The following is a 22075-nucleotide window of genomic DNA, read 5'->3' on the forward strand; positions in this document are numbered from 1 at the left end:
GTGAATGCCCCGCAGCATCTGGTTCAAAGCATTATTGTTGTTTGTTGCCCTCTGGGCACCCTTAAGTCAGGCAGAAACGGGATGGCAGCCGATTCAGGAAACCATCCGTAAAAGTGATAAAGATAACCGCCAGTATCAGGCTATACGTCTGGATAACGGTATGGTGGTCTTACTGGTTTCTGATCCGCAGGCAGTTAAATCGCTCTCGGCGCTGGTGGTGCCCGTTGGGTCGCTGGAAGATCCTGAGGCGTACCAGGGGCTGGCACATTACCTTGAACATATGAGTCTGATGGGGTCGAAAAAGTACCCGCAGGCTGACAGTCTGGCCGAATATCTCAAAATGCACGGCGGCAGTCACAATGCCAGCACGGCACCGTATCGCACGGCTTTCTATCTGGAAGTTGAGAACGATGCCTTACCCGGTGCGGTAGACCGCCTGGCCGATGCTATTGCAGAACCCTTGCTCGACAAGAAATACGCCGAACGTGAGCGTAATGCAGTGAATGCCGAATTAACCATGGCGCGTACGCGTGACGGGATGCGCATGGCACAGGTCAGCGCAGAAACCATTAACCCGGCACACCCCGGTTCAAAGTTTTCTGGTGGTAACCTCGAAACTTTAAGCGACAAACCAGGTAATCCGGTACAGCAGGCGCTGAAAGATTTCCACGAGAAGTACTATTCCGCCAATCTGATGAAGGCGGTTATTTACAGCAATAAACCGTTGCCGGAGTTGGCGAAAATGGCGGCGGACACCTTTGGTCGCGTGCCGAACAAAGAGAGCAAAAAACCGGAAATCACCGTGCCGGTAGTCACCGACGCGCAAAAGGGCATTATCATTCATTACGTCCCGGCGTTGCCGCGTAAAGTTCTGCGCGTTGAGTTTCGCATCGATAACAATTCAGCGAAGTTCCGTAGTAAAACGGATGAATTGATTACCTATCTGATTGGTAATCGCAGCCCTGGTACACTTTCTGACTGGCTGCAAAAGCAGGGATTAGTTGAGGGTATTAGCGCCAATTCCGATCCTATCGTCAACGGCAACAGCGGCGTATTAGCGATCTCTGCGTCTTTAACCGATAAAGGTCTGGCGAATCGCGATCAGGTTGTGGCGGCCATTTTTAGCTATCTCAATCTGTTACGTGAAAAAGGGATCGATAAACAATACTTCGATGAACTGGCGAATGTGCTGGATATCGACTTCCGTTATCCGTCAATCACCCGTGATATGGATTACGTCGAATGGCTGGCTGATACCATGATTCGCGTTCCTGTTGAGCATACACTGGATGCAGTCAATATTGCCGATCGGTACGATGCTAAAGCAGTAAAAGAACGTCTGGCGATGATGACGCCGCAGAATGCGCGTATCTGGTATATCAGCCCGAAAGAGCCGCACAATAAAACGGCTTATTTTGTCGATGCGCCGTATCAAGTCGATAAAATCAGCGAACAAACTTTCGCGGACTGGCAGAAAAAAGCCGCCAATATTGCGCTCTCCTTACCGGAGCTTAACCCCTATATTCCTGACGATTTCTCGCTGATTAAGTCAGAGAAGAAATACGACCATCCAGAGTTGATTGTTGATGAGTCGAATCTGCGCGTGGTGTATGCGCCAAGCCGTTATTTTGCCAGTGAGCCCAAAGCTGATGTCAGCCTGATTTTGCGTAATCCGAAAGCCATGGACAGCGCCCGCAATCAGGTGATGTTTGCGCTCAATGATTATCTCGCAGGGCTGGCGCTTGATCAGTTAAGCAACCAGGCGTCGGTTGGTGGCATAAGTTTTTCCACCAATGCTAACAACGGCCTTATGGTTAATGCCAATGGTTACACTCAGCGCCTGCCGCAGCTGTTCCAGGCTCTGCTGGAGGGCTACTTTAGCTATACCGCTACGGAAGATCAGCTTGAGCAGGCGAAGTCCTGGTATAACCAGATGATGGATTCCGCAGAAAAGGGCAAAGCGTTTGAGCAGGCGATTATGCCCGCGCAGATGCTCTCGCAAGTGCCGTACTTCTCGCGAGATGAACGGCGCAAAATTTTGCCCTCCATTACGTTGAAAGAGGTGCTGGCCTATCGCGACGCCTTAAAATCAGGGGCTAGACCAGAGTTTATGGTTATCGGCAACATGACTGAAGCCCAGGCAACAACGCTGGCACGCCATGTGCAAAAACAGTTGGGCGCTGATGGTTCAGAGTGGTGTCGTAACAAAGATGTCGTGGTCGATAAAAAACAATCCGTCATCTTTGAAAAAGCTGGTAACAGCACCGACTCCGCACTGGCAGCGATATTTGTACCGACTGGCTACGATGAATACACCAGCTCAGCCTATAGCTCTCTGTTGGGGCAGATCGTACAGCCGTGGTTCTACAATCAGTTGCGTACCGAAGAACAGTTGGGCTATGCCGTGTTTGCGTTTCCAATGAGCGTGGGGCGTCAGTGGGGCATGGGCTTCCTTTTGCAAAGCAATGATAAACAGCCTTCATTCTTGTGGGAGCGTTACAAGGCGTTTTTCCCAACCGCAGAGGCAAAATTGCGGACGATGAAGCCAGAAGAGTTTGCGCAAATCCAGCAGGCGGTAATAACCCAGATGCTGCAGGCACCGCAAACGCTCGGCGAAGAAGCATCGAAGTTAAGTAAAGATTTCGATCGCGGCAATATGCGCTTCGATTCGCGTGATAAAATCGTGGCCCAGATAAAACTGCTGACGCCGCAAAAACTTGCTGATTTCTTCCATCAGGCGGTGGTCGAGCCGCAAGGTATGGCTATTCTGTCGCAGATTTCCGGCAGCCAGAACGGGAAAGCCGAATATGTGCATCCTGAAGGCTGGAAAGTGTGGGAGAACGTCAGCGCGTTGCAGCAAACAATGCCCCTGATGAGTGAAAAGAATGAGTGATGTCGCCGAGACACTAGATCCTTTGCGCTTGCCCTTACAGGGTGAGCGCCTGATTGAAGCCTCTGCCGGCACAGGCAAAACCTTTACGATTGCAGCGCTCTATTTGCGCCTGTTACTTGGGCTAGGCGGTTCCGCCGCCTTTCCCCGCCCGCTGACCGTTGAAGAACTGCTGGTGGTCACCTTTACCGAGGCTGCCACGGCAGAATTGCGCGGTCGTATCCGTAGCAATATTCACGAGTTGCGTATCGCCTGCCTGCGTGAAACCACTGACAATCCGCTGTATGCACGTCTGCTGGAAGAGATCGACGATAAAGCGCAAGCCGCGCAGTGGTTGTTGTTAGCCGAACGGCAGATGGATGAAGCGGCAGTCTTTACTATTCACGGTTTTTGCCAGCGCATGCTCAACCTGAATGCCTTTGAATCCGGCATGCTGTTTGAGCAGCAGCTGATTGAAGATGAGTCTCTGCTACGCTACCAGGCCTGCGCCGATTTCTGGCGTCGCCACTGCTACCCGCTGACGCGTGAAATTGCCCAGGTGGTCTTTGAAACCTGGAAAGGGCCGCAGGCGTTGCTGCGCGATATTAATCGTTATCTGCAAGGCGAAGCACCGGTTATCAAAGCACCGCCGCCCGATGATGAAACGCTGGCTTCCCGCCACGCGCAAATTGTGGCGCGTATTGATACGGTAAAACAGCAGTGGCGCGACGCAGTGGGTGAACTGGATGCGCTGATCGAATCTTCTGGTATTGATCGACGCAAGTTTAACCGTAGCAATCAGGCTAAATGGATCGACAAGATCAGCGCCTGGGCAGAAGAAGAGACCAACAGTTATCAGTTGCCAGAGTCGCTGGAAAAATTCTCTCAGCGTTTCTTAGAAGATCGCACGAAAGCCGGGGGGGAAACCCCGCGACATCCACTGTTTGAGGCGATCGATCAACTGCTTGCAGAACCATTGTCGATCCGCGATCTGGTGATCACTCGCGCATTGGCTGAGATCCGCGAAACAGTAGCGCGTGAAAAACGCCGCCGTGGCGAATTGGGTTTTGATGACATGTTAAGTCGGCTCGATTCCGCGCTGCGTAGTGAAAGCGGCGAGGTATTGGCAGCGGCGATCCGTACGCGATTCCCGGTGGCAATGATCGATGAATTTCAGGATACCGACCCCCAACAGTATCGAATTTTTCGCCGTATCTGGCACCATCAGCCGGAAACCGCATTGTTGCTGATTGGCGACCCGAAACAGGCCATATATGCATTCCGGGGTGCGGATATCTTCACTTATATGAAGGCGCGTAGCGAAGTTCATGCTCACTACACCTTAGATACCAACTGGCGTTCCGCACCGGGAATGGTGAACAGCGTTAACAAACTTTTCAGCCAGACTGATGACGCGTTCATGTTTCGTGAAATACCGTTTATTCCTGTGAAATCTGCCGGCAAAAATCAGGCGTTACGTTTTGTATTTAAAGGTGAAACGCAGCCTGCGATGAAAATGTGGCTGATGGAAGGCGAAAGCTGCGGCGTTGGCGACTATCAAAGTACCATGGCGCAGGTATGTGCTGCGCAAATCCGCGACTGGCTACAAGCCGGGCAGCGCGGGGAAGCGTTGCTGATGAACGGCGATGATGCACGTCCGGTACGTGCTTCGGACATCAGTGTGCTGGTGCGCAGCCGCCAGGAGGCCGCCCAGGTGCGCGATGCCTTAACGTTGCTGGAAATCCCTTCCGTTTACCTTTCGAACCGCGACAGTGTTTTTGAAACTCTGGAAGCACAGGAGATGCTTTGGCTGTTGCAGGCGGTGATGACACCCGAACGTGAGAACACCCTGCGCAGTGCGCTGGCAACGTCAATGATGGGGCTGAATGCGCTGGATATTGAAACGCTGAATAATGACGAACATGCGTGGGATGCGGTAGTCGAAGAGTTCGATGGTTATCGGCAAATCTGGCGCAAACGTGGCGTTATGCCGATGCTGCGGGCGCTGATGTCGGCGCGTAACATTGCTGAAAACTTGCTGGCAACGGCAGGCGGTGAGCGGCGTCTTACCGATATCTTGCATATCAGCGAACTGCTACAAGAAGCCGGAACGCAGCTGGAAAGTGAACATGCGCTGGTACGCTGGTTATCGCAACATATCCTCGAGCCAGACAGTAATGCCTCCAGCCAACAAATGCGCCTCGAAAGTGATAAACATCTGGTGCAGATTGTCACGATCCACAAATCAAAAGGGCTGGAATATCCGCTGGTCTGGTTGCCATTTATTACCAATTTCCGCGTCCAGGATCAGGCGTTCTATCACGATCGCCACTCGTTTGAGGCCGTTCTGGATCTTAATGCTGCGCCAGAAAGCGTCGACCTCGCGGAGGCCGAACGTCTGGCGGAAGATCTGCGTTTACTTTACGTGGCGCTGACGCGTTCGGTTTGGCATTGCAGTCTCGGCGTTGCACCGCTGGTGCGCCGTCGTGGCGATAAAAAAAGTGACACCGACGTCCACCAAAGTGCGCTTGGGCGTTTGCTGCAAAAAGGGGAACCACAAGATGCGGCAGGGCTTCGCACCTGTATTGAAGCGTTATGCGATGATGATATTGCCTGGCAAACGGCACAAACTGGTGATAACCAGCCCTGGCAGGTTAATGATGTTTTAACTGCAGAACTGAATGCGAGGACGCTACAACGATTGCCCGGCGATAACTGGCGTGTCACCAGCTACTCCGGTTTGCAGCAGCGTGGTCACGGTATCGCTCAGGATCTGATGCCACGGCTGGATGTTGATGCCGCAGGCGTGGTCAGCGTCGTTGAAGAACCGACGTTAACACCGCATCAGTTCCCGCGCGGTGCGTCACCAGGGACATTCTTGCACAGTTTGTTTGAAGACCTCGATTTTACCCAGCCGGTTGACCCGAACTGGGTACAGGAAAAACTGGAACTCGGCGGCTTTGAATCGCAGTGGGAACCAGTGTTGACCGAGTGGATCACGGCTGTCCTCCAGGCACCTCTCAATGAAACGGGTGTTAGCCTGAATCAGCTTTCCGATCGCGATAAACAGGTGGAGATGGAGTTTTACCTGCCGATTAGTGAACCGCTTATCGCCAGCCAGCTTGATGCACTAATTCGCCAGTTTGACCCGCTATCCGCTGGCTGCCCGCCGCTGGAGTTCATGCAGGTACGCGGCATGTTAAAAGGCTTTATCGACCTGGTATTCCGCCACGAAGGGCGTTATTACCTGCTCGACTATAAATCCAACTGGCTGGGTGAAGACAGTTCGGCTTACACCCAACAGGCTATGGCAGCGGCAATGCAGGCGCACCGCTATGATCTGCAATATCAGCTTTATACCCTGGCGCTGCACCGTTATCTGCGCCATCGCATTGCTGATTACGACTATGAGCGCCACTTTGGCGGCGTTATTTATCTGTTCCTGCGTGGTGTTGATAAAGAACATCCGCAACAGGGGATTTACACAACCCGACCCAATGCCGGGTTGATTGCCCTGATGGATGAGATGTTTGCCGGTATGACCCTGGAGGAGGCGTAATGAAATTGCAAAAGCAATTACTGGAAGCTGTGGAGCACAAACAGCTACGCCCACTGGACGTGCAGTTTGCCCTGACCGTGGCGGGAGATGAACATCCTGCCGTCACCCTCGCGGCGGCACTATTAAGTCATGATGCCGGAGAGGGACACGTTTGTTTGCCGCTTTCACGACTGGAAAATAACGAGGCATCGCATCCGCTGTTGGCGACCTGTGTCAGTGAAATCGGTGAGCTACAAAATTGGGAAGAATGCTTGCTGGCTTCACAAGCGGTCAGCCGGGGAGATGAACCAACGCCGATGATCCTCTGTGGCGATCGTCTTTATTTGAATCGCATGTGGTGTAACGAGCGCACAGTGGCACGCTTTTTCAACGAAGTGAATCATGCCATTGAGGTTGATGAAGCTCTACTGGCGCAAACCCTGGACAAACTTTTTCCAGTAAGCGATGAAATTAACTGGCAAAAAGTTGCGGCGGCAGTGGCGCTGACGCGGCGGATCTCGGTGATTTCCGGCGGCCCTGGCACCGGTAAAACGACCACCGTAGCGAAGTTGCTGGCAGCGTTAATTCAAATGGCCGACGGCGAACGCTGCCGTATCCGTCTGGCTGCACCAACGGGTAAAGCTGCCGCGCGCTTAACCGAATCTCTCGGCAAGGCTTTGCGACAATTACCGCTGACCGATGAACAAAAGAAACGCATTCCGGAAGATGCCAGCACTTTGCACCGATTGCTGGGTGCGCAGCCGGGTAGCCAGCGTTTACGTCATCATGCCGGTAACCCGCTGCATCTTGATGTGCTGGTGGTAGATGAAGCGTCAATGATCGATCTTCCTATGATGTCGAGACTGATCGACGCCTTGCCCGATCATGCGCGAGTGATCTTTCTCGGCGATCGTGATCAACTGGCCTCGGTTGAGGCTGGGGCTGTGCTGGGCGATATCTGCGCTTATGCCAACGCGGGCTTTACCGCCGAGCGTGCCGGGCAGTTGAGCCGCCTGACGGGAAGCCACGTTCCAGCAGGAACTGGCACAGAAGCGGCATCTTTGCGCGACAGCCTCTGCCTGCTGCAAAAAAGCTATCGTTTCGGCAGCGATTCTGGCATTGGTCAGTTAGCTGCGGCGATTAACCGTGGTGATAAAACGGCAGTGAAAACCGTTTTTCAGCAGGATTTTACTGATATCGAAAAACGGCTTTTACAGAGTGGCGAAGATTATATTGCGATGCTTGAGGAAGCTCTTGCGGGTTACGGGCGTTATCTGGATCTGCTGCAAGCGCGTGCCGAGCCGGATTTAATCATTCAGGCGTTCAATGAGTACCAGCTTTTGTGCGCCCTGCGGGAAGGGCCGTTTGGCGTGGCTGGACTGAATGAGCGAATTGAGCAGTTTATGCAACAGAAGCGCAAAATTCATCGTAATCCGCACTCTCGTTGGTACGAAGGTCGACCGGTGATGATTGCCCGTAATGACAGCGCGCTTGGGTTGTTTAATGGCGATATCGGTATTGCGCTGGATCGCGGGCAGGGGACGCGCGTCTGGTTTGCGATGCCGGACGGCAATATTAAGTCTGTGCAACCGAGTCGCCTGCCAGAGCACGAAACGACGTGGGCGATGACGGTACATAAATCGCAGGGATCGGAGTTCGACCATGCGGCGTTGATTTTACCGAGTCAACGCACGCCGGTAGTAACGCGAGAGCTGGTTTACACCGCAGTGACCCGCGCGCGTCGCCGTCTGTCGCTGTATGCCGATGAGCGCATTTTAAGTGCGGCAATTGCCACGCGCACCGAGCGGCGCAGTGGTCTGGCGGCGTTGTTTAGTTCGCGGGAATAAACGTAATTGCCGGATGCGACGCACGAGTGTTACGCCTGCCGCATCCGGCGATTTTCATCGCTTAACCCAAATCCGCCATCAACACTTTGGATTTACGCTGGTAGTTGTACAACTGCTTTTTGCTCTCGGGCAGTAAATCAATATCCACTGGGGTAAATCCACGTTCCTGGAACCAGTGAATACTGCGCGTGGTCAGCACAAACAATTTGCTTAAGCCGCTCTGCTTCGCCTGAGCGGCAATGCGTTCCAGCAGAACCTCGCCCCGTGATGAACTGCGGTAATCCGGGTGAACTGCCACACAGGCCATTTCCCCAATCTTCTCTTCCGGGAACGGATAGAGCGCTGCGCAGGCAATAGTCGTATTATCGCGCTGAATAATGGTGAATTTGTCGATTTCCATCTCCAGCTGCTCGCGAGAACGGCGCACCAGAATACCTTGCTGCTCCAGCGGGCGAATCAACTCCAGAATACCGCCGATATCGTTGATTGTTGCGCGACGAATCTGCTCGGCGCTTTCCATCACAATCTGCGTACCGATACCGTCGCGTGAGAACAACTCTTGCAACAGCGCGCCATCTTCCTGATAACTGATTAAATGACAGCGACGCACGCCGCTGCGGCAGGCTTTCACTGCGCCACGCAAAAAGCGCACCGTACCGGAGTTGTAATCGCCTTTCTCTTCCTGGGCTTCTACCCGCGCTTGCGCTTCGTTAGGGAAAAGTTCGGAGACAATATCACCGTCGTCATTAGTGACGCCCTGGGAAGAGCAAAAACCAATCATTTTTTCAGCTTTCAGTTTGATGGCCAGTTGAGTGGCAATCTCTTCCGAGGTCAGATTAAAGCTCTCGCCAGTGACCGAAACAGCGACCGGCCCCATTAGCACTATTGCACCGCTGTCCAGTTGACGATGGATCGCGTCTTCATCAATCCGCCGGATACGCCCGCTATGACAGTAATCCACGCCGTCATCGACGCCCAGCGGCTGGGCAATAATAAAATTACCACTGACGACGTTGATATGCGCGCCCTGCAGCGGTGTGTTATTGAGACTCATCGACAGGCGAGCAGTAATATCCAGTTGCAATGTTCCCGCTGCCTGCTTCACCAGTTCCAGTGTTTTGGCGTCGGTCACACGTATATTCTTGTGATACAGCGGTTCGTGGTGATGTGCAGCCAGATTTGCGTCGATCTGCGGACGTGCGCCATAGACCACCACCAGACGGATGCCGAGGCTGTGCAACAACCCGATATCATTAACGATACTGGAGAAATTCTCATGCTCAATGGCTTCACCGCCGAGCATGATGACAAACGTTTTTCCCCGGTGGGTATTGATATAGGGAACCGAATGGCGGAATCCCTCGACCAGCTCGGTTTTACGTTCCTTTACCACGGTACACCTCTTTGCATGATTATTCGAAATTATTGTATTTTTATTCTGTTTTTTTGCAGGGTGCAAGTGTAAATTTTATGCGGGAGCGAGTTTTTTATCAGTAATACCGTGAATATAAAAAGAATGTTTACCGTTTTATAGATGACAGATTATGCGTCTTTCGCTAAAGTTTCCGGTCAAATTGGTCGTTTACTTGTTACACAGCTTAGATTTCTTTTGCTCGGGAGAGGCATGTCAGGATCCAACACTGCAATCAGCCGTCGTCGTTTACTGCAAGGCGCGGGTGCCATGTGGCTATTGAGCGTAAGTCAGGTCAGCCTGGCTGCGGTCAGCCAGGTCGTGGCGGTGCGCGTCTGGCCTGCGTCCAGCTACACCCGCGTGACGGTAGAATCAAATCGTCAGCTGAAATATAAGCAGTTCGCGTTGAGTAATCCTGAACGCGTGGTGGTGGATATCGAAGATGTAAACCTGAACTCGGTGCTCAAGGGGATGGCTGCGCAAATCCGCGCTGACGACCCGTTCATCAAGTCGGCGCGCGTCGGGCAATTTGACCCGCAAACCGTACGTATGGTTTTTGAATTAAAGCAAAACGTAAAACCGCAGCTGTTTGCCCTTGCGCCGGTCGCCGGGTTTAAAGAGCGTCTGGTGATGGACCTCTATCCGGCCAATGCACAGGATATGCAGGACCCGCTGCTGGCGCTGCTGGAGGATTACAACAAAGGCGACCTCGAAAAGCAGGTGCCGCCAGCACAAAGTGGTCCACAACCGGGTAAAGCTGGGCGGGATCGTCCGATTGTCATTATGCTTGACCCTGGCCACGGTGGCGAAGACTCCGGTGCGGTGGGGAAATACAAAACGCGCGAAAAAGACGTGGTATTGCAAATAGCTCGCCGTCTGCGCTCTCTGATCGAGAAAGAGGGCAATATGAAGGTGTACATGACGCGCAATGAAGACATCTTCATTCCGTTGCAAGTGCGCGTAGCAAAAGCCCAGAAACAGCGCGCTGACTTGTTTGTTTCTATCCATGCCGACGCCTTTACCAGTCGCCAGCCGAGCGGTTCCTCGGTGTTTGCGCTCTCAACCAAAGGCGCAACCAGTACTGCGGCAAAATATCTGGCACAAACCCAGAACGCCTCGGACTTGATTGGTGGCGTAAGCAAAAGCGGTGACCGCTATGTCGACCACACCATGTTCGATATGGTGCAGTCGCTGACCATTGCCGACAGCCTTAAGTTTGGTAAAGCGGTGCTGAATAAGCTCGGTAAAATCAACAAGCTGCATAAAAATCAAGTTGAACAGGCTGGGTTTGCCGTACTAAAGGCACCAGATATTCCCTCCATTCTGGTCGAAACGGCGTTTATCAGTAACGTTGAGGAAGAGCGTAAACTGAAAACGGCGACTTTCCAGCAGGAAGTTGCGGAGTCTATTCTTGCGGGAATTAAAGCGTATTTTGCCGATGGGGCGACGCTGGCGAGAAGGGGATAATGTTTTTATTTATTCAATGAATTTATATTTCGTTGAATAGATAACATTTACCTGAATATTAGACGCTGGTTTTGTGACTGATGTCGGATATTTGAATGTCGGCTTGAAAAATAAGCCGACCATCTCTTTAATTAAGCACAATTCCGTGTAATGTATACGCATTAGTTAATCATCTTGTAACTGTTAAATCAGGCAAGGCAATGTTTGAAGTAGTTATTACTTCTGACGTGCCTTGCCTTTTTTTTTGGAGCCATGGAATGATCATCGAAAAAGTCATGAACAATAATTGTGTGCAGGCATCGATGAATGGACAGGAGGTTATCATTTCTGGGCCTGGCGTCGGTTACAACAAAAAATATGGAATGTTGGTCCCTGAGCATCCGGCTAACCGGATTTTTTATGTCAGAAATGAACAAAAAAACAAACTCTATAAATTGATTGAACATGTAGATATTGAGTATGTGTTTGTTGCCGAAAAAATAGTGCAATATGCGGAGAAAAATCTCGAAAAAAATCTCAATCCATCGCTACTATTGATTCTTGCGGATCACATTTCGAATGCAATATCCCGAGTCGTTTCAGGTATACAAATTAATAATGTTTTCCTTGATGAAATCAAAGCGTTGTACAAAGCAGAGTATGCGATAAGTCGCGATGCATTAACTATCATTAATGAGCAATTCAGCGTTCAACTTCCTGATGATGAGATTGGTTTTATAGCATTGCATATTTTAAATAATTATGAAAATTCAGTTGATTATGAATCAGTACGGATTATTGAGTTGTCGCAAATAATCACGGAGCTTATTGAAGTTGTTTATAACAGAAAGGTGGACAGAAGTTCATTTAACTATTCCAGATTTATGATGCACCTTAAATATTTTTCAAGTCGCGTGTTATGCAATGAAAAAATAAAACAGAAAGATATTGGTGATATCTATGAACAGTTTCTTGAAAAGGACATCCTGTTACAGCGCGCAATTCATGAAATTGAACGGTATCTGTATGCCACTTTTAAATATGAATTAATTTTAGAAGAAAAACTATATCTCTCTATTCGTACCAAAGTATTAATGGACTAATTATATATAACATTTATATGAGATAACCCACATGAAACAAAAGAAAGCCTGGAGTTTTTTTCAGAGCCTGGGGAAGGCATTTATGTATCCCATTGCTCTGCTAAGTGTATGTGGCATGATGCTAGGGCTGGGAAGTGGTTTAGCCAGTGATGATATGGCAAAGTTAATTCCATTTCTGGCTATTCCAATAATTAAAACCATACTTGATTTCATTGTTAGTCTTGGTTTGTTTGCCTTTGTTAATTTACCTGTATTGTTTGCGATAGCGATTCCCTTAGGATTATTAAAAGATAAAGAGGATAAAGCCTATGGTGCTTTTTCTGGCTTAATTGGTTTTATGGCGATGCATCTGGGAACGAACTTTTATCTTAAACAGCACGACTTATTGGTCGTTGCTGACCAAATGTCGACACATGGGCAAACCATCATTCTGGGGATCCAGTCCTACAATACCAGCGTGTTGGGGGGAATTGTTGCTGGGTTATTAGTCGCCAGCATGTATAAAAAGATCGTTAATTTACGCATTCCTGAATCGTTAGGTTTTTATAGCGGCCCACGTCTGGTGCCTATCATTACACTGATTGTGATGAGTGGATTTGGTCTGATCATTCCTTTTATCTGGCCGCCGTTTTTCAATCTTTTCATGCTCATTGGACACTGGATTTCAACTTCCGGTCCTGTTGGTTATTTCTTCTATGCAGTTGCCGAACGCGTGACGATTCCTTTTGGCTTAAACCATCTGGTGACGTCAGTTTTCCGCTTTACGCCAATCGGCGGTTCGGCTGTGATTGGTGGCGAAGAATATTACGGCACCCTGAACATGTTTATGGCATACGTCAAAGAGAATGCGGTCATTCCGCTGGATTTGGCGGGGAAAATGGAGCAGGGCAAACTGATGATTCAGTATGGTCTGGCTGGTGCCGCGCTGGCGATGTATCGCACTGCTCATGCTCAAAACAGAAAGGCTATCAAAGCATTGCTTATTTCCGGGGTGCTTACGGTGATTATTGGCGGCGTCAGCGAACCGATTGAGTTTCTGTTCTTATTTGTCAGTCCACTGCTGTTTGTCTTCCATGCCTTTATGAATGGATTCGCTAACATGGTTCTGCCATATATGGGCGTGAAGATGGGATTTACTGGCGATCTGATTCAATTTATTAGCTTTGGCGTATTGCGTGGCACAAGAACAGGTTGGCCGATCGCGGTGTGTGTCGAAGTGGCCTATTTCTTCATTTATTACTTTGTGTTCCGTTGGACTATTCTCAAATTTAACCTGATGACGGTAGGCCGTGAAGAGTCCAGTCCTGTCACGCTGAACGCTCATGAGGATACGGCTATAGCGGATATCCCAACTCCTGATAAATCAGAGCTGCAAGCGGCGGAGCAGATGGTTAAGGCACTTGGTGGTAAAGAGAATATTAAGTCACTGGATAATTGCGTAACTCGTTTACGTTTAACAATCGCAGATATGGGATTGCTTGACGAGGCTGCAATAAAAAGAGCCGGCGGAATTGCGGTTGTTAAACTTGATCAAAATACCCTACAAGTCATTATCGGCACTAAAGTCATCGCCCTGCGTCGGGATATGGATAACTATATGGGGATATACTGATGGATGTTTTTAATACTCCTGTTTCCCGCAAAGGAACATATTGTACCCAATGGGACTTTTGCGAGGACAGATTTGGTGTAAAAGATGTACTACCATTCTCTATTTCAGATATGGATCTTCCGATACCAGACGCTATCACCAGAGCATTAAAAAAACGCCTGGAACACCCGATTTTAGGGTACAGTCGTTGGCAACATGGTGAATATCTGAATGCGATAGTAAACTGGTATTATCAACAATATCAAACAGATATTAAACCTGAATGGATAACCTATAGCCCCAGTGTGATGTACTCTATTGCAAAAGCAATAGAGTTATTGACATCGCATGGTGATAATATTCTCGTTTTTACACCTGTCTATAATGCATTTTTTGATGTAATTAAACATAGCGAGCGAAATATTCTGACAGCCTCTTTGATTATAAAAAATGAGGGGGGCTACGCTATCAACTGGCAAGATTTTGATCTTAAGATTAAAAGCGCAAAGATGGTGTTATTATGTAATCCTCATAACCCGACAGGAACAGTCTGGTCGGAAGAAGAACTGCATAAAATCGCTGCAAGCTGTACAAGGCATAATGTCTGGTTATGTTCAGATGAAATCCATAGTGATTTTGTTTTTAATCGTAGCTTTACATCCGCGCTTAAAATAAAAAAAGAAAAAGTAGTAGTATTTAACTCGATATCGAAAACATTTAATGTTCCTGCACTAACAGGATCGTATATGATTTCAACTGACGATAATTTTAATCATAAGTTCAGAACGATATCGAGGTATCGCGATTTTGTAAACTCCCCATCAGTACTGAATATAATTGCAACTATTATTGCCTATAACGAATGTGAGGGATGGTTAAAGTCATTAAAGGCACATATTGCCTCTAACATTCAATTCACCCAGCAGTATCTGAATGAAAATATTCCAGAATTGATCGTAAGGCCAGCTGATGGTTGCTATTTTTCCTGGATAGATTGTTCTGCTATTGGTTATCCTTTTGATGAATTCTACAGTCGATTAATTCATGAAGGCAAAGTGGGCATTATGGCGGGGCATGTCTATGGAACGGAGGGGGAGGGCTACCTTCGTCTGAACCTGGCCTGCGGTCGAGAAAAATTATATATGGGGCTTACGCGTCTTGTGAGTGTAATTAAAAATATTAATCAGGGAGAATAAAAATGAATAACACGGATCTTATCCATCTCATTAAACATTTTATGCATAACGAACTTAAAGCAGTAGAAGAGGTTATTGATTCCCCACTTTCTGAATTCGCTAATTTAATTAAAGTATTACAATCTTGTCAGGGAAAAGTTGTTTTTATTGGTGTTGGTAAGTCCGGTATTATTGCCAGAAAACTCGCAGCAACTTTTGCCAGTACCGGAACTCCCTCGTTTTTTGTTCACGGTACGGAAGCGGTACACGGCGACCTTGGAATGGTGGCGAAAGACGATGTTGTTATTCTTATTTCAAACAGTGGTGAGACGGCGGAAATCCTGGCGACACTGCCTAGTTTGAAAAAAATGGGTAATTATTTGATCTCTTTTACCCGCAGTCATCACTCATCGCTTGCGATAAGTTGTGATTTATCTGTTGAAATCCCCGTCAAAAGTGAGGCGGATAATTTAGGTTTAGCACCGTCATGCTCGTCGACTGTTGTTCTGGTTGTTGGTGATGCGGTGGCGCTTGCACTCTCTGAATTGAAAAAATTTACTCGTGCTGATTTCGGCTTATATCATCCAGGAGGTGCACTCGGCATTAAAGCAAATTCATAATTTCAAAATATAAATACAGTAACCGGTCACGCCATCTTTTGGGGTGGCGTTCTTTGAAGTGAGTGTCCGCTATGAAAAATGTTCTGGTCACCGTCCCCAGCTTTTCAGCACGCTGTGTTTCCGCCAGCAAGTTGCTAAGAGAGAATAATTTTAATCTTATTATTAAGAATAATATGGAGCATCTGCTTAAATCAGAATCCACTGCATTACGAGAATCTATTTGCGCGGTCATCGCCGGAAAAGATGGTTATCAGGCGGACACGCTATCATTGCTGCCTGGTGTGAGAATAATATCGAGATTCGGGACGGGGATAGACAATATTGATCTTCGTGCGGCACAGCAATCCGGTATTGTTGTCAATAATGCGGTTGGGATTAATTCAAATGCGGTTGCGGAATTTATCATTGGACTTATCTTCGCGAGCATGAGAAATATCCCTGGCAGCTATCATGCGATGCAAAATGGCTACTGGGGTGAGTCGCATGGCTGTGAATTACAAGGGAAACGGATTGGCCTGGTTGGCTACGGTAATATAGGTAAAACTCTGGCGAAAAGGTTATCCGGTTTTGATGTTGAGCTTTTAGCTTTTGACAAACAACCCGACTATCAGGTTGCTGACAAAGCTGGAGTTCAGTTTGTATCAATTGAAGATATCTTTATGCAGTCGCATGTCATCATTGTTCTTTTGCCTTTTTCTTCTGGGCTGGAGAACTTCATTAGTCATAAATATTTGTCGATGATGCGCAATGGTGCTCTGCTCATCAATGTCGCAAGGGGAAAGTTGCTGGATGAGGGCGCTTTACTTCAGGTGATTGAAGAACGAAATGTGTTTGCGGCGCTGGATGTGTTTAGCTCTGAACCGTTGGCGCAATTTAGCCCACTGCTACATGCCAAAAATATCATTACAACGCCGCATATCGCGGCCGCCACCGTTGAGTCATACCAGCAAACCGGGATACACGTTGCCCAGTCGATAATTGATTACTTCGCAGGAAGGGAGATAAAAAACGTGTTGTGAGTTCAGCGAACAAAGATTTTAAATACAAAAAAACCGCAATTTGTAGAACACATTGCGGTTTGTCAGCATTCTAATAAATTGGTTGCGGGGGCCACAGTCAAGAGGTTAATCCAATCTTTTGAAACTTAAGGTATTCACTGTTCCCGAACCCAAGCTATCTACCGAAATATACACTCATTATCTGATGTGAATCAACGAGTAGATCGAATGGCCTGTTCCTCTCTTTTTTTGTACACAGAGACTCCTTTAAAAAATGGCAAGGTCACATATCCCTTATTGGTACATAAATCCCCCGATGTTTACTGACTTTGTTCCACCTTCGTATCCAGTAAAATGACATAGCGATTCAACAACTGATTTAACCGGGTATCAATTTGCGTCAACAGCGTTGGCGAAACCTCTCCGGTCTGTTTTTGCTCTTCCAGTTGCCGAAGCAGTTCTTCCAGCGGCGGCTCCTTTAACGACTGCCGGATGCCGTACACCGCCGTTTTTAGTTCCGAACCGGTCAGATATCTCCCCTTACGTTCATCCAGTGCATCCAGCTGCGCCGACAGGCGCTGTAGCTGGCTCTGCGCCTGAGCATAGCCATTCAGTGCCTCAGCAGACAGGGCGCTCAGCTCCCGCTGTTTGCGCCACTGCGCGTTCAGCGCCCTGACCTGAGGATTATCCGGCCACAGGGCATCAAGCTGGCGTAGCTGGCGATATCCCTGCTCCAGTGGCCAGCGGGCAGGCAATTTGTTTAACTGCTCCAGTTGCATCTGACTTGCCGCAATTGTTCTGTCCTGAGCCAGCAGCGCCTTATCCTTTACATCCAGCTTTGCCAGTTCGCCGCTCTCCAGCGACAGCGGCAACGGCATGACAGACAGTTGTATTCGCTGGATTAGCGCGTCCGGCTGATTAAGCTGCGACCAGCCCCATAATCCTGTTCCGCCGAGACCGGCCATCACAACCATTCCGGCCATAAATATCGGCCATGTCCGCTGCCGGGAGATTTCAGGGGATGGAACGGGTGGACTGGCATCCTTATCGTTTTGCTGAACGGATCTGGTTGCAAAAACCGGCTGTGGACTTTCCTCTGACTTTTTCGGTTGATTCATTTCCCGGCGGGGTAATTCAGGGGGAGTGATAGTGGTTTCCGCTCCCTGAGGCGCCAGCCGTTCCAGACGCAATGCGGTATTGCGAAACTGCCCGGCCAGTAGATCCAGTTTCGTCATATGCCACAGTTCACACTGTTGCAGCGTGGTTTCGATGGCGGAAAGATGCTGTACACAACGGTAGATCTGCGGCAGATCCTGATACTGAATATCCAGCGTTCTCAGTGCCTGCTGCATTTTTTCTGTGACCCAGCTGAGCAGTGATATTCTGGAATGTACCTGTACCGGCCAGAAGTCAGCCCAGCGCTGGAGCAGTATATCCAGTGAACCGAGTCCGTCTGCCATCCCTGCCAGCCCCTGCCGTCTGGTTATCGCCAGTACGTAACAGACCAGCGTCTGTAGTTCCACGCCATTTTGCCGGAACAGCGCGAGGCAGAGTTTTTCCACCTGACGCCAGTCCACATCCGGTCGGGCCGGGTGAGTCAGTTTACTCATTTCAGCCTGCAGTTCACCGGATTCCTTATAAGTACAGGGATCGCCGCCCATGACGAACTGGCTGATAAAATTCGCGTTACTTGCCATCAGTACGCCCGCTCCTGTTGTTTGAGATGACGCAGAACAATTCGTCCTTCCGGAGAAAATACGCCATCAAAGCGTATCCAGCCGGTATCGGGAAGCTGCGCGTGGATCAGGTAATTAAGATGCCCCGGACGGGGCTGGGGGAGTAATTCCACCTGTATCTGACTCAGGCGTGGTTCATAACGCAGCAGTGTTTCTTCAATCTGACGCATCAGGCCATGAATACCCGCAGCCATCCCCTGATGGATCAGACTGAGATCCGGCAGACCGTAATCCGGCAAATGCGCCAGCGTGCCTGCCCGGCAGTTGATAATGCGTTGCATATTGTCCATCACGGAAAGGATAAGCTGATCCCGCTCGCTGATCTGTTCCAGCGGTAACTCGCCGCTGAAACTGAACGTCAGCATTTCATATAAGGAAGGTGTCGACATCGGTTATTTATCCTTGAGAGGCAGCAGTCGCAGGTCGCTTCTCATCAGTTCAATCGAGCGCGGCTTGTCGGCCTCCAGTTCGTCCCTTTTGATCACCAGACGCCAGCTGTCGCTTTTTTCATCAGGGTGATAAAACTGCCCAATAATGGCGACAAACTGCGTCTCTTTATCCAGCGGCACATTCAGGGATGCCGTGCCTTCCGGTTTTACCCAGACGGTGTGTTTTGCCAGTACGTCCTTCTCCAGCGTCTTCTCTTCCTGCATAAACAGGGTGTCGTAATCCGCCTTGTCAAAATCTTCGCGGGTTTTCAGTTGCCAGACATGCACCATCGTGGAAAGCGGCGTATCTTCCGCATCCGTATTCAGGGCGCTGCGGGAGAAGAAATCGAGATGCAGTATTTTGATTTGTTTGTAGAAAACGGCTGAGGCCACGCTTTTCGATTCATCCACCACTTTCTGAATCAGGCCGCAGCCACTCAGAACAACCGTCAGCATCGCCATACAGAGCAACGCCGGACGTTTAAAACGAATAGGAAACATGAGTCATACTCTCCCTGTTACGAATGGAAAAAGCGGGTATTAATCCCTGATAACGCCCCAGACTGACCGTCACTGTTCCGGTCGCGGGCGCGGCAAAGGAGGCGCGAAGGATGCCGGTACGGCTAATCTGTACACGCTGTTTTCCCAGCCGGGCAGCAGGCAACAGGCTGACGGGCAGCGTCAGTTGCAGACGGGCCTGACAGCGCCAGCCCAGATAAACGCGCAGCAGCACCAGCAAATCGCTGTGCAGTTGCCCGTCGGGCAGCCAGCCACGTGCTTCTGCGGCATCTTCGGTATACAGTTTCAGCAGCAACTGGCTGTTGGCGTCGGTACCGGTACGCCCCAGCAGCGTTCGCGTTTTCAGGCTGATGCGTGAATTTTTTGACAGACCCGCAGGGGCCGGGAGAATTACAGGCTGCGGATCGTGAGGCACCACCGTCGCTTTGGTCAGCGGGGCAAGCAGCCCTACCAGTGCCGTGACGCCTTCCGCCGTGCGCGTCGGCAGGCGCATCACGCTGAGCAGGGCCAGAAAACGGGATACCGGCGTGGCGATATGGTTCTCGCTGCCGGGAATACCCAGCCCGATGAGTCCCAGCAGACAACGGGAAATGTCATCCACGGCACCTGCTTCAAACGACGCCGGGTAGTTATATTTGCGCCAGATGCGGTAGTACTGAGTAATAAAGCGATGGTTAAAAATATCGAGAAACGCCATCACTGCGTCATGTCCGTCATGACGCTGGGTAATGTAGTCCAGATAGGCGGTGGGCAGCGGCGAATCCACGCCGTACAGGCCGAGAAAGGTGGTGCGCACCGTGGGGGGCGCGTCGGGATTGCCCGCGTCACGTTCAACGTTTTTTAACTCGCTGACCGGAAAGCCCATACCGGGATGAGGACGAAAGCGCACCGCATCGGTGGCGGGGCTGTCGGTACTGCCCAGCGGCGCGTTCTGCTGGCTCTGTTCCAGCAACTGGCAAAAACGGTAAAAATTGATCCGCGCAATATCCGGGGCCAGCCGGTCGGTCAGCCCGGTACGCGCTGGCTGTGATGCTCTGTCCATTGCAGGCACTTTCCTGTGGGTTGCAGAATTAAGGTCAGTTGAGTGAATAAGTGGATATCGGCATACAGTGCGAAAAAGCGGTGCAGCAGTTCACCAAACAGCGTGATATCACCTTCTCCGGCAAAGCCGTTACTGTCCAGCGTCACCTGAATATCCACGCCACGCAGCAGAAAGCCTCTTTCAAAACGCTGTATCAGGCTGTGCTGAACGTCGACAATCGCCTCCAGACGACGGCGGTTCATCTCGCTTTCGGTCCAGTCGTACAGTGCCAGCGTGCCGCGCAGAATTTCGGCGTTATCCATCATCGATAAAAAGTTAGAACCAAGGTGACTGAGCACCCGCCAGTGGAAGCGGTCACGCGCAGGGGGATAGCAGGGCTGCGTCGGAGCGCACAGGTTGCGCACCCGCAGGACGTTCTGTGAGGCATGAACTGGCGTATCGAGCAGCGTGCTCTGTAAAGCCTTACGGGGAAGCTGCCCGTTAGTACCGGTCAGGCTTAAAGAGAGCGTTTCATCCTCCAGCATCCGGTCAGTATCAAATGCATCGCCGCCCAGAATCAGCCAGGTGTCATGCAGGCCGGAAGGGCCGCGCTTTACCCGCGTGTGGTAATAGCGTTCCGGCGCATCGTGGCGCAGCATCCCGCCCCGGTGACGAAAGCTGGAGAAGGGGACATACGCCTGACTGCCGGTATGGCGCGAAGAAATAATGTTGTCGACGGAATAAATCTCGGTATGCCCGTCCTGAATGCGCATCGGGCGCAGCAGAAATTCGTTTTCCAGCGGCGAAAGGTGTAACGGATCGGCTTCGAGCGGGAACAGGTTGATGACCGGCACGCAGTGCAGGCGGAGATTGTCGGTATTAAACGGCAAATCATGAGGCCAGTTTTCCGCCAGCACCACGTCAATCTCAAAGCCGGTTATCCTTTCCGGCCAGATGACGTTCTCCAGCCCGTTCAGCGCCACAAACATAAACTTCTCACGGAAGGTGAAATATTCCAGCAACAACTGGTAGCCGCTGAACGCTGACTCACCTTTCGGCCACAGTCGGTCATCGTCATCAAAACCCATCGGGGAAAAGTGCGCGTCCAGCACACGGCGTTCCTGCCCCGGCAGACGCAGCCAGAACTGCTGCGTGCCAAGCGTTAAAGCCCGGTGCAACGCACAGGCTACCGGGCTGTCGGCATTGAGATAGAGCGGCAGGCGGGATAAATCGATCTGCGACCAGTCACCAACCAGCGGGCCGCACGCAAAGCGCAGACGGATAACCGAGCGTCCGTCCGGTTCATATTGCAATGACACGTCCGGCAACGCCAGCGGATGCAGCGTGATATCACGCGTGGCACTGTAGACGCAGCGGGTTCTGCGTTCGCCGATGGGACGGGATAGCACCTGAAACTCTTTCAGCGTTTCGCTCTGCTTCATCTGCCGGTGATCTGTCGACAGTTCAACCACGGAAAGTGACGGGATGGTTCGCAGGTAGTGGGGCCACAGCAGGCTGACCAGCCCTTCAGTCAGTTCCGGCAGATCGTCGTCCAGCTTTTCGCGCAGGCGGCCCATTAAAAAAGCGAAGCCCTCGAACAGGCGCTCCACATAGGGATCGCGTGCGCCGGGTTTATCAAGATTAAGCATCGCAGCACGGTCGGGGTAAGCCTGCGCAAATTCTTTACCCGCTTCACGCAGGTAGCGCATTTCGGCTTCATAGTAGCGTTGGGTCAGGTCGTCCATCAAAGTCCTTTAATCTGAAATACAAATA

Annotated in this window: 15 protein-coding genes; 9 read left to right on the forward strand and 6 right to left on the reverse strand. The window is 50.3% G+C overall.

The genetic code is table 11. From position 1 onward, the window contains the following. Positions 1-4: 4 nt before the first annotated feature. The 3 genes from ptrA to recD are packed head-to-tail and all read left to right on the forward strand — an operon-like array spanning position 5 to position 8254. On the forward strand, positions 5-2893 hold the full coding sequence (ptrA, locus tag HBM92_RS05140) for a pitrilysin (RefSeq protein WP_001138109.1): 2889 nt from the start codon (positions 5-7) through the stop codon (positions 2891-2893). After that, on the forward strand, positions 2886-6428 hold the full coding sequence (gene recB / locus HBM92_RS05145; RefSeq protein ID WP_001305291.1) for an exodeoxyribonuclease V subunit beta: 3543 nt from the start codon (positions 2886-2888) through the stop codon (positions 6426-6428). The genes ptrA and recB overlap by 8 nt, the downstream gene beginning before the upstream one ends. Next, positions 6428-8254 (forward strand): exodeoxyribonuclease V subunit alpha, encoded by a 1827-nt coding sequence (recD, locus tag HBM92_RS05150; protein ID WP_000775939.1) that lies wholly within the window; start codon positions 6428-6430, stop codon positions 8252-8254. Before recB ends, recD begins: the two co-directional genes overlap by 1 nt. A gap of 61 nt (positions 8255-8315) precedes the next feature. Here the strand turns inward: recD and argA are convergent, their stop codons facing one another. Further along, positions 8316-9647, reverse strand: a complete 1332-nt coding sequence (argA, locus tag HBM92_RS05155; protein WP_000237947.1) for an amino-acid N-acetyltransferase — start codon at positions 9645-9647, stop codon at positions 8316-8318. A 231-nt stretch (positions 9648-9878) separates the two neighbouring features. Here argA and amiC point away from each other — a divergent pair, with 231 nt between their 5' ends. The 6 genes from amiC to HBM92_RS05185 all read left to right on the forward strand — a co-directional run bounded on the left by amiC (position 9879) and on the right by HBM92_RS05185 (position 16619). After that, positions 9879-11132, forward strand: coding sequence for an N-acetylmuramoyl-L-alanine amidase AmiC (gene amiC / locus HBM92_RS05160; protein ID WP_000016907.1), 1254 nt, complete (start codon positions 9879-9881; stop codon positions 11130-11132). Positions 11133-11389: 257 nt separating this feature from the next. Then, positions 11390-12214 (forward strand): PRD domain-containing protein, encoded by an 825-nt coding sequence (locus tag HBM92_RS05165; RefSeq protein ID WP_001529383.1) that lies wholly within the window; start codon positions 11390-11392, stop codon positions 12212-12214. Between the two features lie 31 nt (positions 12215-12245). After that, on the forward strand, positions 12246-13826 hold the full coding sequence (locus HBM92_RS05170) for a PTS transporter subunit EIIC (RefSeq protein WP_000810557.1): 1581 nt from the start codon (positions 12246-12248) through the stop codon (positions 13824-13826). Then, the gene (locus HBM92_RS05175) at positions 13826-15001 is read left to right on the forward strand and encodes a MalY/PatB family protein (RefSeq protein ID WP_000382413.1); all 1176 of its coding nucleotides are present in this window, start codon (positions 13826-13828) and stop codon (positions 14999-15001) included. Before HBM92_RS05170 ends, HBM92_RS05175 begins: the two co-directional genes overlap by 1 nt. Before the next feature lie 2 nt (positions 15002-15003). Further along, positions 15004-15600 (forward strand): SIS domain-containing protein, encoded by a 597-nt coding sequence (locus HBM92_RS05180; RefSeq protein WP_001066223.1) that lies wholly within the window; start codon positions 15004-15006, stop codon positions 15598-15600. A gap of 71 nt (positions 15601-15671) precedes the next feature. Further along, on the forward strand, positions 15672-16619 hold the full coding sequence (locus HBM92_RS05185) for a phosphoglycerate dehydrogenase (RefSeq protein ID WP_001305290.1): 948 nt from the start codon (positions 15672-15674) through the stop codon (positions 16617-16619). Positions 16620-16918: 299 nt separating this feature from the next. Here HBM92_RS05185 and HBM92_RS05190 read toward each other — a convergent pair whose 3' ends face one another. The 5 genes from HBM92_RS05190 to tssF are packed head-to-tail and all read right to left on the reverse strand — an operon-like array spanning position 16919 to position 22047. Further along, complete coding sequence (locus tag HBM92_RS05190; protein ID WP_000157817.1) at positions 16919-18295, reverse strand: VasL domain-containing protein; 1377 nt, start codon at positions 18293-18295, stop codon at positions 16919-16921. After that, on the reverse strand, positions 18295-18723 hold the full coding sequence (gene tssE, locus HBM92_RS05195) for a type VI secretion system baseplate subunit TssE (protein WP_000106967.1): 429 nt from the start codon (positions 18721-18723) through the stop codon (positions 18295-18297). Before tssE ends, HBM92_RS05190 begins: the two co-directional genes overlap by 1 nt. A gap of 3 nt (positions 18724-18726) precedes the next feature. Then, positions 18727-19263, reverse strand: a complete 537-nt coding sequence (gene tssJ / locus HBM92_RS05200; protein WP_000484008.1) for a type VI secretion system lipoprotein TssJ — start codon at positions 19261-19263, stop codon at positions 18727-18729. Next, positions 19244-20323, reverse strand: a complete 1080-nt coding sequence (tssG, locus tag HBM92_RS05205; RefSeq protein WP_000373314.1) for a type VI secretion system baseplate subunit TssG — start codon at positions 20321-20323, stop codon at positions 19244-19246. Before tssG ends, tssJ begins: the two co-directional genes overlap by 20 nt. After that, positions 20287-22047: a type VI secretion system baseplate subunit TssF gene (gene tssF / locus HBM92_RS05210; RefSeq protein WP_000342476.1), complete on the reverse strand. Its 1761-nt coding sequence runs from the start codon at positions 22045-22047 to the stop codon at positions 20287-20289. Before tssF ends, tssG begins: the two co-directional genes overlap by 37 nt. Positions 22048-22075 lie beyond the last annotated feature (28 nt).

Source organism: Escherichia sp. E.sYA108, assembly GCF_011754335.1.
GTDB lineage: Bacteria > Pseudomonadota > Gammaproteobacteria > Enterobacterales > Enterobacteriaceae > Escherichia > Escherichia coli.